The sequence below is a fragment of the Pelagibacterium sp. genome (genome assembly GCF_048264985.1).
In the GTDB taxonomy this organism is placed as follows: domain Bacteria; phylum Pseudomonadota; class Alphaproteobacteria; order Rhizobiales; family Devosiaceae; genus Pelagibacterium.
This window is the reverse complement of sequence record NZ_JBLXCL010000011.1, coordinates 1-13,252: the sequence shown is the minus strand read 5'-3', so window position 1 is coordinate 13,252 and position 13,252 is coordinate 1. Positions and strand designations below refer to the sequence as shown.

The 13,252-nt window shown below is 58.9% G+C and carries 12 protein-coding genes; 3 read left to right on the top strand and 9 right to left on the bottom strand.

Going from position 1 to position 13,252, the window contains the following annotated elements:
• Nucleotides 1-33: 33 nt before the first annotated feature.
• On the top strand, nucleotides 34-348 hold the full coding sequence (locus tag ACN0TA_RS17100; protein WP_417585190.1) for a hypothetical protein: 315 nt from the start codon (nucleotides 34-36) through the stop codon (nucleotides 346-348).
• A 49-nt stretch (nucleotides 349-397) separates the two neighbouring features.
• On the opposite strand, the gene ACN0TA_RS17095 is transcribed toward ACN0TA_RS17100, so the two are convergent.
• The 7 genes from ACN0TA_RS17095 to uraH all read right to left on the bottom strand — a co-directional run bounded on the left by ACN0TA_RS17095 (nucleotide 398) and on the right by uraH (nucleotide 10,179).
• Nucleotides 398-2,590: a malate synthase G gene (locus tag ACN0TA_RS17095; protein ID WP_417585188.1), complete on the bottom strand. Its 2,193-nt coding sequence runs from the start codon at nucleotides 2,588-2,590 to the stop codon at nucleotides 398-400.
• A gap of 70 nt (nucleotides 2,591-2,660) precedes the next feature.
• Nucleotides 2,661-3,968, bottom strand: coding sequence for a guanine deaminase (gene guaD / locus ACN0TA_RS17090; protein ID WP_417585186.1), 1,308 nt, complete (start codon nucleotides 3,966-3,968; stop codon nucleotides 2,661-2,663).
• Nucleotides 3,965-5,200 carry a urate hydroxylase PuuD gene (locus ACN0TA_RS17085; RefSeq protein WP_417585184.1) on the bottom strand — a complete coding sequence of 412 codons (1,236 nt, stop codon included), beginning with the start codon at nucleotides 5,198-5,200 and terminating at the stop codon, nucleotides 3,965-3,967. The genes guaD and ACN0TA_RS17085 overlap by 4 nt, the downstream gene beginning before the upstream one ends.
• Complete coding sequence (xdhC, locus tag ACN0TA_RS17080) at nucleotides 5,197-6,030, bottom strand: xanthine dehydrogenase accessory protein XdhC (RefSeq protein WP_417585182.1); 834 nt, start codon at nucleotides 6,028-6,030, stop codon at nucleotides 5,197-5,199. Before xdhC ends, ACN0TA_RS17085 begins: the two co-directional genes overlap by 4 nt.
• Nucleotides 6,027-8,363 carry a xanthine dehydrogenase molybdopterin binding subunit gene (gene xdhB / locus ACN0TA_RS17075; RefSeq protein ID WP_417585180.1) on the bottom strand — a complete coding sequence of 779 codons (2,337 nt, stop codon included), beginning with the start codon at nucleotides 8,361-8,363 and terminating at the stop codon, nucleotides 6,027-6,029. Before xdhB ends, xdhC begins: the two co-directional genes overlap by 4 nt.
• The gene (gene xdhA, locus ACN0TA_RS17070; RefSeq protein ID WP_417585178.1) at nucleotides 8,363-9,820 is read right to left on the bottom strand and encodes a xanthine dehydrogenase small subunit; all 1,458 of its coding nucleotides are present in this window, start codon (nucleotides 9,818-9,820) and stop codon (nucleotides 8,363-8,365) included. Before xdhA ends, xdhB begins: the two co-directional genes overlap by 1 nt.
• A 2-nt stretch (nucleotides 9,821-9,822) precedes the next feature.
• Nucleotides 9,823-10,179, bottom strand: coding sequence for a hydroxyisourate hydrolase (gene uraH / locus ACN0TA_RS17065; protein WP_417585176.1), 357 nt, complete (start codon nucleotides 10,177-10,179; stop codon nucleotides 9,823-9,825).
• A gap of 148 nt (nucleotides 10,180-10,327) precedes the next feature.
• On the opposite strand from uraH, the gene puuE reads away from it, so the two are divergent.
• On the top strand, nucleotides 10,328-11,746 hold the full coding sequence (gene puuE, locus ACN0TA_RS17060) for an allantoinase PuuE (RefSeq protein ID WP_417585174.1): 1,419 nt from the start codon (nucleotides 10,328-10,330) through the stop codon (nucleotides 11,744-11,746).
• Here puuE and ACN0TA_RS17055 read toward each other — a convergent pair.
• Both ACN0TA_RS17055 and ACN0TA_RS17050 read right to left on the bottom strand, forming a co-directional pair.
• Nucleotides 11,743-12,195, bottom strand: a complete 453-nt coding sequence (locus ACN0TA_RS17055) for an SRPBCC family protein (protein ID WP_417585172.1) — start codon at nucleotides 12,193-12,195, stop codon at nucleotides 11,743-11,745. The two genes, puuE and ACN0TA_RS17055, sit on opposite strands and share 4 nt — an antisense overlap.
• Before the next feature lie 9 nt (nucleotides 12,196-12,204).
• Nucleotides 12,205-12,666, bottom strand: a complete 462-nt coding sequence (locus ACN0TA_RS17050) for an SRPBCC family protein (protein WP_417585170.1) — start codon at nucleotides 12,664-12,666, stop codon at nucleotides 12,205-12,207.
• Nucleotides 12,667-12,715: 49 nt separating this feature from the next.
• Here ACN0TA_RS17050 and ACN0TA_RS17045 point away from each other — a divergent pair, with 49 nt between their 5' ends.
• Nucleotides 12,716-13,039, top strand: a complete 324-nt coding sequence (locus ACN0TA_RS17045; protein ID WP_417585168.1) for an ArsR/SmtB family transcription factor — start codon at nucleotides 12,716-12,718, stop codon at nucleotides 13,037-13,039.
• The last annotated feature ends 213 nt before the right edge of the window (nucleotides 13,040-13,252 follow it).

Sequence of the window (13,252 nt, the reverse complement as noted above, 5' to 3'; positions counted from 1 at the left end):
GATAAAGCCATTTTCTCTCTTATCTCATAGAACATGACCAAAGAGCGGACCCGCCTCGAACGCCTGTTCCTCCGCCTCGAAGCGCGGTTTCCCCGCTTCGCGATGGTGATTTACATCCTGCGCCAGCCTTGGGCGATGCTCATTCGCATCCCTCTTGGCATCCTCTTCTGCCTTGGCGGCTTACTGGCCTTTCTACCAGTGCTCGGGCTGTGGATGCTGCCGCTCGGCCTTCTGTTGCTGTCCATAGATCTGCCGTTCATGCAGCGTCCGATGAACGGCATCATATTGCGAGGCGAACGCCAATGGCACCTCTGGCGCCGAAGTCGCCGCGACAAGAAGTCGTCCTGAAAATTCTTTGCCGTCGGAGTTTTTCGCTCAATAGAAAGCGAAAAACCTCTCAGCGGTTCTGGCCCTCAGCCTTCTTTTCAGCGCGTTTGGCATGCAGCAACGGCTCAGTATAGCCCGAGGGTTGTTCGGTGCCCTCAAGCGCCAGGGCCAAAGCGGCCTGAAACGCAATCGAATGTTCAGGATCGCTGCTCATGGCCTGATAACTCGGGTCGCTCTTGTTCTGTTCGTCTACAACTTTTGCCATCCGCGCAAAAGTCGCTACGACTTCGTCTTGTGTCACCACGCCGTGCCAGAGCCAATTGGCAATCGCTTGTGAGGAAATCCGGCATGTGGCGCGGTCTTCCATCAGCCCCACATCATTGATGTCGGGCACCTTCGAGCACCCTACCCCGGCATCGACCCAACGCACCACATAGCCCAGAATGCCCTGCGCATTATTTTCGAGTTCACGCTGGATCTGCTCGTCACTCAGCGTTGCTGGATCAAGCACCGGCATTGAAAAGAGATCGTCGAGGCTCGGAATCGGTTCGTTGTGGCGGCGTTTCTGGGCATCAAACACGTCAATCTGGTGATAGTGCAGCGCATGCAACGTCCCCGCAGTTGGCGAGGGCACCCAGGCACAATTTGCGCCCGATTTGGGATGGCCGATCTTCTGCTCCATCATCGCCGCCATGTCATCGGGCCGTGCCCACATGCCTTTGCCGATCTGTGCTCGGCCAGACAGTCCGCAGGCAATTCCGATAGTGACATTGCGGTCTTCATAGGCCCCGATCCAGCGCTCGGCCTTGATCTGGTCCTTGAGCAGCACTGGACCCGCTTCCATCGATGTATGGATTTCATCGCCTGTACGGTCGAGAAATCCTGTATTGATGAAGAACACGCGCTCGCGTGCAGCATGGATACAGGCCTTAAGGTTTGCCGAAGTCCGGCGCTCCTCGTCCATTATGCCGATCTTGATTGTGTTGTGCGCGAGACCGAGGATCTTTTCGACTTCACCGAACACATTGCACGCAAACAGCACTTCGGTCGGCCCGTGCATCTTAGGCTTTACGATATAGATCGACCCGGTTGTTGAGTTGGCGCTGCGCTTGAGGTCATGCATGGCGCAGAGCGCTGTGATAAGCGCATCCATAAGCCCTTCGCCGATCGGCTGGCCCTCTGCATCACACACGGCATCGGTGGTCATCAGATGTCCGACATTGCGCACAAGAAGCAAAGCGCGCCCCTTGAGCGTCAGCGGCGCCCCATCGGGTGCCGCATATTCGCGATCGGCATTAAGCGTCCGCGTAACCGATTTTCCATCCTTTTTGAACGTATCGGCCAGATCGCCCTTCATCAGGCCAAGCCAGTTGCGATACACGCCAACCTTGTCTTCGGCATCCACTGCGGCAACCGAATCCTCGCAATCCTGGATCGTGGTGAGTGCGCTCTCTATGACCACATCGGCAAGATGGGCCGGATGATCCTTGCCGACATGGTGGTTGGCATCGATCACCAGCTCGACATGCAGCCCATGGTGCCGGAGCAGAATTCGGAGCACGTCGCCATCGCGTGAATAGCCGGCGAACGCATCGCCATAGGCCAGCCTGGCCGGCCCATCCTGGCTCTCGATCACCAGCTTCGCAACATCGTCCGAAGTATCGACGCCATAAGATGTTACGGCCCAATGCTTGACACCAAGCAAGGGAAACGCCTCGTCCAGAAAATGCCCTGCCCGCGCAAACACTTCAGCACCGCGCTTGGCATTATACGCGTGACCGGGCGCAAGGTCGCCGTCGCGTGAGATGACGTCGGTTCCATAGAGCGCATCGTAAAGGCTGCCCCAGCGGGCATTGGCAGCATTGAGCGCGTAGCGCGCGTTTGATACAGGCACCACCAATTGCGGCCCGCATAGCGAGGCGATTTCGGGATCGAGATTTTCAGTTTCAATTGCGAAATCGTCCGGCTCGTCTTCGAGATATTTGATCTCGCGCAGAAATGACTGATAGCCGGAAGGGTCCTGCGCGACTGCGCCATTGTCACGATGCCAATCATCGATTTGGTTCTGCATCCTGTCGCGGATTTCCAATAGTTCACGGTTGCCCGGCATGTAGGCGGCGACAAGTTCGGCAAACCCTGCCCAAAAGCTATCCGAGGCAACATCGATCCCATTGAGCGCTTCGTGCTCGACGAAACTGGCAAGCTGCTCATCGACCTGCAATCCAGCGCGTGTGACATAGCTACTCATCGGCTCTCTCCTCATCGTTTACTGCCGGTAGCGCGCAAACCGGTTCTCGCCAAGCTACAATAAAAACCCTTCCACGATGCGGAAATCAGCTCAGGCGCGCCTTGGCCGCTTCGCCGGCCACGTAGGTTTCGGCTATGACTCTGTCATCCCCGCATGTCTGGAGCAGGAACAACTCTTCGGTGAGCGTTTCCACCTGTTCCATCTTGAGGGTCATGTGCGGCAGCGCCCTTGCGTCAAGCACCACGATGTCTGCATCGGCACCCGGCGCCAGCGTACCAATCGTGTTTTCGAGCGATAGCGCCCGCGCATTGCCCAATGTCATCATGAAAAAACTCTCCAGCGGCGACATGCGCTGTCCGCGTAACTGCAGCACCTTGTAGCCCTCATCGAGCGTACGCAGCATAGAGTATGAGGTGCCGCCCCCAACGTCGGTCGCGACCCCGATCCGCACATTGGACGCCATCAATCGCTCGCGATCGAAAAGTCCAGACCCGATGAACAGATTGGAGGTCGGACAGAACACGGCCACCGAACCGGTCTCCGACATCGCATCGATTTCACGATCATTCATGTGAATGCAATGACCGAGTAGCGTTCTGGGGCCAAGCAATCCATAGTGCTCATAAATGCCGACATAATCGGGCAGGTTGGGAAACAACTCCTTGGCGAACGCGATTTCTCCTAAACTTTCGTTCACATGGGTCTGCATATAGGCGTCTGGGAATTGCCGCACCAGATCCTGGGTCATTTCCATTTGCTCATGGGTCGAAGTCAGCGCAAACCGTGGCGTTATCGCGTAATGAAGCCGCCCCACACCATCCCACTTTTCGAGCAGCGCCTTGCTCTCGTCATAGCCGCGCTGCGGCGTATCGAGAAGCTCGTCTGGCGCGTTGCGATCCATCATGATCTTGCCAGCTATCATGCGCATGTCGCGCTTTCTCGCCTCTGCGAAAAACGCATCGGCCGATTGCGGGTGCACCGAGCAATAAACCGCCGCAGTCGTCGTGCCATACCGCACCAATTCGTCGCAAAACAGCGATGCGATCCGCGCGGCATGACCGGCATCGGCAAAGCGCTGCTCCTCAACGAAGGTATAGATATTGAGCCATTCGAGCAGGTCCTTGGCATAAGACCCGATCACTTGCATCTGGGGGTAATGGATGTGTGTGTCGATAAAGCCGGCCATAAGCAAGCCGGGCCGATGGTCGATAACTTCCGCTTTGGGCGCGACCAGTTGTTTGAGCCCTTCATGCCATTCGCCGACCGAAACGATCTTGCCGTGTTCGACAACCACCGCGCCATCTTCGAGATAACGGTAGCTCGCATGGTCGTCTGCACCGGAAGGTTCAGCAACAAAAGTCAGGACGCGACCGCGCAGGATTTTGGCTGTCACAGGCTCCGCTCCCCGGTCACCGATTGATACCATACAGTGAGCAGCTCGCGCTCTGCATCGGTCATAAATGAAACATTGCCCGGCGGCATTGCGTGGCTGCGCGCCGACTGGACATAAATCTCCCTTGCATGGGCGGCAATCAAATTGGGCGTATCAAGCCGCACATCTTTTGGCGCCATATCGACGCCCTCATAGGCAGGCTCGGCAGCGTGGCACATTGAGCAGCGACCAAGCACGATTTGGGATGCCTGCTCGAAATGGGCATCGTCGAGGAAGGTCTGAGCGGTCGCGCTTAGCGCCACCTCTTCGCCGACGTCCTGTGTCTTGGGGTAGCTTGACAGCCAGATGATGCCGATGAACAGCACAAGCGCCAGCCCGAACGTCCAGTATTCGCGCCGCCCGGTGGAATGCATGGTGTTGAAAAAATGCCGGATCAGAACACCGATCAGAAAGATCAGCCCGGCTATCGCCCAGCTGTATTCAGTCGCGAATGCCAGCGGATAATGGTTCGAGAGCATGAAGAACAGAACCGGCAACGTCAGGTAATTGTTGTGGACGCTGCGCTGCTTGCTCTGCGCGCCAAGGGCCGGATCGGGGGCCTCGCCCGCCTTCATTGACGCGACGATTTTCTTTTGATTGGGAATGATGATGAAGAAGACGTTGGCCGACATAATGGTGGCGGTAAATGCTCCCATATGCAGGAAGGCAGCCCGACCGGTGAACACCTGCATATAGCCCCAGGACATAACCAGCAGGATGACAAACAGAACGATCATAAGACCGTTCTGGCTCTTGCCCAGCGGCGACTTGCACAGCAGATCGTACAACACCCAACCAATAGCGAGTGAGGCCAGAGAAAGCCCGATCGCCGCTGGCACATCGATATCGAATACCGTCCGGTCGATCAAAAACAGGTCTGCCCCGGCGTAATAAACGATGATCAGCATCGCAAAGCCGGTCAGCCAGGTCGTATAACTTTCCCATTTGAACCAGATCAGGTGCTCGGGCAGATTGGGTGGCGCGACCATATACTTGTTGATGTGGTAGAACCCGCCCCCATGCACCTGCCACTCTTCGCCCTGCACCCCTGCCGGCAGATCGGCATGCTTGCGCAGCCCAAGATCGAGCGCGATGAAATAGAAGGACGAACCGATCCAGGCGATCCCCACAATCACATGGGACCAGCGCACGGCAAACGCCATCCATTCCCACAACAGCGTGAAATCGGTCATTTTTGATATTGCCCCAACTCTGAATCCCGCCCTGCAAGGGCTCTTAAAATCTCCGCCGCCGTCAGCGCCGCGATCACCTCGGGCCGCTTGTCGGCAACATCGGGCCCGCCAATCGGCATGGCCAGCCGTCCGACCATCCCCGTATCCAGCTCCATGTCGGAAAGCCAGCTTTTGAACGTGGCCTTTTTGGTCTTAGATCCGATCATCCCCACATAAGCCGCATCTTCACGCATCAGCGCTTCGGACGCGATGAGAAAATCGAGCCCGTGATCGTGGGTGAGAACCACAAAGCACGATCCTGAAGGTGCTTCGCGCACCAGCGCTTCGGCCACCGGAACATGCCGGGCTTCCACCCCTTGGGGGACCTTGGCAATCTCGGCGGCGCGGTTGTCCACAACCAGCGTGCGCAGCGGCAAAAGCGACAGCGCCTGCCCCAGCGCATTGCCCACATGTCCCGCGCCAAAGACATAGACATGGGGCCGCGCCATATAGGCTTTTTCGGCCCGCACCCGTACATCCTGGGCAACATCCGCATCGACAGCGCGCATGCCGATGGCCACCCGTCCGCCGCAGCACTGGCCGATCTCTGGCCCGAGCGGGATATCGAGGGCGGCCACAGCTTCGCCTGACGCAATGGCTTCCCGGGCGCGTTTTATAGCCAGAAATTCGAGCTGCCCGCCGCCGATGGTGCCGATTTCATCGTCCGGCGACACCACCATCCAGGCGCCCGCCTCGCGCGGCGTCGAGCCCTTGGCTTCCGTCACTTCGACAAGCACGGCCTGCCCGTGGCGGTCGAGGAAACCGCGCAGTGTCTGCGGGGTAACGCTCACCGCACCGCCGCCTCGCGCCGGAGCCGTTCGATGGTCATCAGCACCCGTTCGGGCGTGGCCGGCGCGTCCATGCGCGGTGCAATCTTGTAGTCGGCTACGCTCGCTGCCGCCATCGAAAGCGCTTCCAGCACCGACAGCGCCAGCATGAAGGGCGGCTCGCCCACCGCCTTGGAGCGGCGGATTGTCGGCGCCTTGTTTGCGGACCATTCAGCCAGCTTGACCGTGAAGGTCTTGGGCACGTCCGACACCACGGGAATCTTGTAGGTCGACGGCGCGTGCGTTCTGAGCTGGCCCTTTTGGTCCCACCACAATTCTTCAGTGGTCAGCCAGCCCATGCCCTGGACGAACCCGCCCTCGATCTGCCCAATATCGATGGCCGGGTTGAGCGACTTGCCCACATCGTGCAGCACGTCGACCCGCTCGACCATATATTCACCGGTCAGGCTGTCGACGACCACTTCCGAACACGCGGCGCCATAGGCGAAATAGAAGAACGGCTGCCCCTTGCCCGCCGCCCGGTCCCAATGGATGTCGGGCGTCTTGTAGAACCCCGCTGCCGAAAGCTGCACCCGCGCCAGATAGGCCTGGTCGATGAAATCGGCCCAGTCGAACCGCTGATTGCCCACCATCACGCAATTGGGTTCGAAGCTGATCGCATCCTCGGGCACGTTGAATTTGTCCATGGCGAACCGGACAAGACGGTCCTTGATCTGCTCGGCGGCATTGGCTGCAGCCATACCGTTGAGGTCCGATCCCGACGAGGCCGCTGTGGCCGAGGTATTGGGTACCTTGCCGGTGGTCGTTGCCGTGATCTTGACCTTGTCGAGATCGATCTGGAAGCAATCGGCCAGAACCTGCGCCACCTTGACGTAAAGCCCCTGCCCCATCTCGGTGCCGCCATGGTTGAGATGGACCGAGCCGTCGCGATAGACATGGACCAGCGCTCCGGCCTGGTTGAAGGCCGTCATGGTAAAGCTGATCCCGAACTTGACCGGCGTCAGCGCGATGCCCCGCTTGAGTACCCGGGAGGTCTTGTTGAACGCGACGATCTCCTCGCGTCGCCGGCGATAGTCCGAACTCGCCGCGAGCTCATCGACCACCCGTCCGATGATGTTGTCGGTTACGGTCTGATGGTAGGGCGTGAGATTGCGGTCGGTGTCGCCATAGAAATTGGCCCTGCGGATATCGAGCGGATCCTTGCCCAGCGCGTAAGCGATATCCTCGATCCAACGCTCGCAGCCCACCATGCCCTGCGGCCCGCCGAACCCGCGAAACGCGGTGTTGGAAACCGTGTTGGTCTTGAGCGGTTGGCTGACCAGTCGCACATTGGGATAGAAATAGGCATTGTCGGCATGAAACAGCGCCCGATCGGTCACCGGTCCGGACAGGTCCGCCGAAAACCCGCAGCGCGCCGCAAACACCGCATCGACGGCCTCGATCCGCCCCTCGTCGTCATAGCCGACTTCATAGTCGACAACGAAATCGTGCCGCTTGCCCGTCGCGATCATGTCATCGTCCCGGTCGGGCCGTATCTTGACGGCGCGATTGAACTTTTTCGCCGCAATCGCAGCAACGGCAGCGAATAGATTGCTCTGCGTTTCCTTGCCTCCGAACCCACCGCCCATGCGCCGCACCACGACATTGACCGCGTTGGACGGCACGCCCAGCGCATGGCCCACCATGTGCTGGACTTCACTGGGGTGCTGGGTGGAGGAATGGACGGTCACCTCGTCGTCCTCGCCCGGAATGGCCATGGCGATATGGCCTTCGAGGTAGAAATGGTCCTGCCCGCCCATTTCCATCGATCCCGTGATCCGGTGTTTCGCGCCCGCCATCCCCGCCGCCACATCGCCGCGTTCGAGCTTCATGCCCGGCGTCACCAAAGTGCCGCCCGCCTGGCGCGCGGCGGTCACATCGAGCGCGAAGGGCAGTTCGGTATAGCTCACCTGCGCCAGTTTCGCCGCCCGCCGCGCCGCTTCGCGGGTCGTCGCGACCACGGCGAACAGCGGCTGGCCATAAAACTCCACGCGCGTTTCGGCAAAGATCGGCTCGTCATGCTTGCCCGGCTGGGAAATATCGTTGTGACCGGGCACATCGTGCGCTGTCAGCACCCCGACAACGCCGGGCGCCTGCCGCACGGCTTCGAGCCCGAGCGACTGGATTTCGCCATGCGCATTGGTCGACAATCCAAGATAGGCATGCAGGGTGCCGGCGGGTTCGAGCATGTCGTCGATATATTCGGCCGTGCCCGACACATGCTTGTGCCCGGAATCGTGCTTTTGCGGCACATGCACGCCGCCTTGGATTGCAGGCTTGTTGTCCAGCGCCGTCATCACACCACCTCGTGCCGGACGATATGGCTCGGCCCGTCAACAGTCTCGAAGTAGAAGCGCTTCAAAAGGTTCTTGGCCGCCAGCATCCGATAGTCCGCACTTGCCCGCCAGTCGCTCAAGGGCTGAAAATCGTCATCGAAACTGCCCAGCGCGGCTTCAATGCTTTCAAGCGTCCAGGCTTCACCGACCAGCGCAACTTCAACAGCCTTTGCCCGCTTGGGCGTTCCGGCCATGCCGCCATAAGCGATGGTCGCTGCCACGACCAGGCCATCAACAACTTTCACCCTGAACGCCCCGAGCGTTGCTGTAATATCCTCGTCCCGGCGCTTGGTGACCTTATGGACGCCGAACAGCTCATCGCTTGCTGGAACGGGCACCGACACGCTCTCGACGAACTCGCCCTTTTCAAGATCCTGCTTGCCGTAAGCGATGAAAAAATCTTCGAGCTTGACGACACGGCGGCGATCACGCTTGCGCAATGTAACCTCGGCCCCCAGCGCGATCAGCGGCGGCGGGGCATCGCCGATCGGCGAGCCATTGGCGATATTGCCCCCGATGGTTCCCATGGCCCGCACCTGCGCGCCGCCGATCCGATCAAACAACTCGACCATCTGCGGAATATGGGTGGCGATGGTCTCGAACGCCCTGGCGTAGCTCACCCCGGCTCCGAAAACGATGCGTCCATCCTCGACGGACACCTCGCCCATCAGATGCCCGATGATCACCACCGGGGCGATTTCGCGCATGAATTTGGTGACCCACAGCCCCACATCGGTAGCCCCCGCGACAATCGTAGCCCCAGGCAATTCGTCAAGCACCGCTGCCAGATCATCGACGTCCGCAGGGATGATTGTCTTGCCGCCCTTGCCTGCGACAACCACTCTCCGCCCGTCCTTGAGCGCTGTCAGGTTTGCAACGATCGTCTCGCGCTCCCTGTTCAGCGCATCTTCCAGCACCGAACCATAGTTGGACACCGCCTGCGCCGCGCGAACGATCGGAGAATACCCTGTGCAACGGCACAAATTGCCCTGCAGCGCCTTTTCAATATCGGAAGTGCTTGGATTGGGATTGGAAAGCCACAGCCCGTAAAGGCTCATCACGAACCCGGGCGTGCAGAAACCACACTGGCTGCCGTGGAAGTCGACCATGGCCTGCTGCACCGGATGCAGGCCGCCATCGGCGCCCTTGAGATGCTCGACCGTCACCACATGCGCGCCATCGAGCATCGAAACCAGAATTATGCACGCATTTGCAGGCAAATATCGCACAACTCCACCACTTATGCGGCCAACAATGACCGTACATGCCCCGCAATCACCCTCCGCACAGCCCTCCTTGGTGCCCCGCAAAACCCAGTCCAGACGCAGGAAATCGAGAAGCGTCCGATCCGGTTCCAGCGTATCGAGCTCGACCAGATTGTCGTTCAAATAAAAGCGGATAGCAGTACGAGGCGCCAAGATCAGCTCCCCCGATAGGTGGAATAGCCGAAGGGCGAAACCAGCAGCGGCACATGGTAATGCGAAGCGGCGTCGCTTACCCGGAAATCAACAGCCACGACATCGAGAAAATCGACCGGCTGACCATTGATTTTGCTAAAGTATTCCCCGACGTGGAAGTTTAGTCGATATCCCCCTTCCGCTAATTCATCCCCGTCCAGCAATGGCCCGTCGCACCGCCCGTCAGCATTGGTAACCACCGACTTTTCAAGCATTTCATTTTCACCATTCGTCCGATAGAGATCGATGGTCATTCCCCTTGCGGGAGTTCCGTTCGCGGTATCGAGAACGTGGGTGGTCAGCCGTCCGGTTGTGGTCATGCCCGCTCCAAGCGCCATTGGTTTTCTTCGACTATCAACCCAAAAACTGCCCCGCGAAAGGGGGAGTGGTCAGAATTTTTTACCACATGGTCGAAAAATTTGTGTCTAAGGTAGGCACCAGTTTTGTCTGCCCATCATTGAGTGCGCCATGCGATACCCCCGCGATCTGGCCGGTTACGGCCCCAATCCCCCCTATGCTGCCTGGCCAGACGGGGCAAACATCGCTGTGCAATTCGTTCTGAACTACGAAGAAGGTGGCGAAAACAACATCCTGCATGGCGATCAGGCCTCCGAGGCTTTTTTGGCCGATGTGGTCGGCGCTGCGCCCTGGCCAGATGCGCGGCATTCGAACATCGAATCCATGTATGAGTATGGCGCCCGCGCCGGTTTCTGGCGCCTGCACCAAATGTTCACGCAAAACCAACTGCCCGTGACCGTCTATGGTGTCGCAACAGCGCTGATGCGCGCCCCCCACCAGGTTCAGGCCATGCTCGACGCCGATTGGGAGATCGCGTCCCACGGCCTCAAATGGATTGAACACAAGGACATGCAGCGCGAAGAAGAAGCAGCGCAGATCACAGAGGCGGTGCGGCTGCACACAGTAGCTACCGGATCACGACCACGAGGCTGGTACACTGGTCGCTGTTCGATCAATACGGTGGATCTGGTGTCGGAACAGGGTGGTTTTGCCTATATCTCCGACACCTATGACGACGACCTCCCATACTGGAGGGTTCACAACGCAAAGCCACAGCTTATCATTCCCTACACGCTGGCGAATAACGATATGCGGTTTGTCACCGCCTCTGGCTTTGCCAATGGCGAGGAGTTCTTTCAGGCGCTCAAGGACAGTTTCGATTGCCTCTATCGCGAAGGCGAGGAGGGAAGCCCGAAAATGATGTCGATTGGTCTGCACTGCCGTCTCGTGGGCCAGCCCGGACGGTTCGAGGGGCTTAAGCGGTTTGTCGATTACATCAGAGGGTTCGACAAGGTCTGGGTGGCCAAGCGGATCGACATTGCCCGGCATTGGGCCGATCATCACCCCTATCAACCGCCCAAGCTTGCCCCCTCGCAGATGGATGCCGAGAGCTTTATGGCGACATTCGGCGGGGTGTTCGAGCACTCGCCCTTCATTGCCCAGCGCGCCTGGGAGGCCGAGCTCGGCCCGGTCAATGACAGCCCTCTCGGCATCCACTTCGCCCTGCGCAACCAGTTCCGCATGGCATCGGACGATGAGCGGCTCGGCGTGCTCAATGCCCACCCCGGCCTTGCCGGAAAACTGGCAGCAGCCAAACGGCTCACAGCGGATTCAACCTCGGAACAGGCCTCGGTCGGGCTCGATGCACTGACCGATGATGAGCGGGAGCGCTTCACCGACCTCAACACGCGCTATGTGGAAAAGTTCGGCTTTCCCTTCATCATCGCCGTGCGCGACAATACCAAGGCTTCGATCCTTGAGGCATTCAAAGCCCGCCTGGAGAACGACCGCGACGCCGAGTTCGCCACAGCGTGCGCCCAGGTCGAGCGCATTGCGCAGTTGCGGATTGAAGCGCTGTTTGCGGGCTAAGCGCTTTCCTCGATGGATTCAAGCATGCCTTTCCACGCCTTGGCGGTCGGCTCAATATAGTCGGCCCATTGCGCATCCATTTCATGGGTCATGGTCGCCACGCAACCCGCCCCGTCCCGGCGCAATTCAAGTGTTACCGTCGAGTTGTCTTCGGCCTCTTCGGCGGGTTCGACAAACCAGGTAAAGACAATGCGATGGCCGGGCACCAGTTCGCGATAGTAACCCCAGGCGGGATTCTCCTGACCTTCGTCGTCAATGTCGGAAAATCGGTAGCTGCCACCAACCCGGGGATCGATGTCAATTTCCGTAATTCGGGCCGAGCTTCCCGTGCGCTCGAGATTGCGCTGCATCCATGAACGCACCGCGCCGGGATCGAGCCAGGCCGCATACACAGCGTCGGCCGAAAGACCAGAAAAGCGATGTTCAGTTCGAGCCATCACGTTAGGCATGGGAATTCCTTACTTGTAAAAGCCCTCGCGGAGATTAATGCCGTGCTCGACATAGACTTTCATGGCAGCGAGCATGCCTGTCCAACCCTCGCAGTTGCCATAGGATGATTTGAGACCCGTTTCCGTCTCTTTCCAACCCTCCTCGGTGATCGACACCAGTGTGCGGGTATTGTCGTCCAGCGGCTCGAAAACCATGGTGACCGTGGTGTCGTAATTGCCGGTGTCGTCGCCTTCGGGCGCGGCGCCCCAGGTGAGGACGATCTTTTCGTCGGGCACCACCTCGACCACATTGACCGGGAACGCGCCCGGGAAATCGTGGAAATCCCAGGTGACCGTAGCGCCGGTTTCCAGCCGGCCCTTGGCACCCCCGGTGGTGAAATAGCCCGATAGCTTTTTCGGATCCACCACCGCCTCGAACACCTCGTGAACCGGTTTGGAAATCCGGCCCGATACCGTGAATTTGAAGTCCATATCGCCAACTCCCGCTTGCGTTTAGCCAATTATGTTATAAATTTATAACATGTCAAGCGATGATGATTCGGACGTGATTTTCAAAGCCCTCGCCGACCGCAAACGGCGAGCGATCCTCGATGCCCTCAAGGATGAACCGAAAACCACCGGCCAGCTCGTGGCGCTGCTTCCCCAGATCGATCGTTGCACGGTAATGCAGCACATGAAGGTGCTCGAAACCGCGGGGCTGATCGTGGCCCGCAAGGAGGGTCGCGAGCGCTGGAACTATCTCAACGCGCTGCCCATCAAATCCATCCACGATCGCTGGATCGGAGATTATGCTCGCAGCGCTGCGGGGCTGATGTCCCGCCTGGAAGAGGAACTCGGGCATTGAGGTTATCGCAACTAAAAGTCCATTCTTTCTGATGGTCACGCGCCAACCTCCGACGGCGACATCGCCTCGGGCTATGAAGGGATAGACGGCATGGGGCGCTGAACGCTCCGCACTGAGATTTGTAATTATGAAGCGGTCATTGCCCCATGCATCCGGGATTTTTGGCTTAGTCGCCCTTCAAAGGCCAGGGTCAATCCCTTCTCCCTTTCGAGA

Coding starts and splice junctions, on each gene's coding strand:
- ACN0TA_RS17055 (WP_417585172.1), bottom strand. CDS start 12,195: ATGCCTAACGTGATGGCTCGAACTGAACATCGCTTTTCTGGTCTTTCG.
- ACN0TA_RS17085 (WP_417585184.1), bottom strand. CDS start 5,200: ATGACCGATTTCACGCTGTTGTGGGAATGGATGGCGTTTGCCGTGCGC.
- puuE (WP_417585174.1), top strand. CDS start 10,328: ATGCGATACCCCCGCGATCTGGCCGGTTACGGCCCCAATCCCCCCTAT.
- uraH (WP_417585176.1), bottom strand. CDS start 10,179: ATGACCACAACCGGACGGCTGACCACCCACGTTCTCGATACCGCGAAC.
- ACN0TA_RS17100 (WP_417585190.1), top strand. CDS start 34: ATGACCAAAGAGCGGACCCGCCTCGAACGCCTGTTCCTCCGCCTCGAA.
- ACN0TA_RS17050 (WP_417585170.1), bottom strand. CDS start 12,666: ATGGACTTCAAATTCACGGTATCGGGCCGGATTTCCAAACCGGTTCAC.
- ACN0TA_RS17095 (WP_417585188.1), bottom strand. CDS start 2,590: ATGAGGAGAGAGCCGATGAGTAGCTATGTCACACGCGCTGGATTGCAG.
- ACN0TA_RS17045 (WP_417585168.1), top strand. CDS start 12,716: ATGTCAAGCGATGATGATTCGGACGTGATTTTCAAAGCCCTCGCCGAC.
- xdhB (WP_417585180.1), bottom strand. CDS start 8,363: ATGACGGCGCTGGACAACAAGCCTGCAATCCAAGGCGGCGTGCATGTG.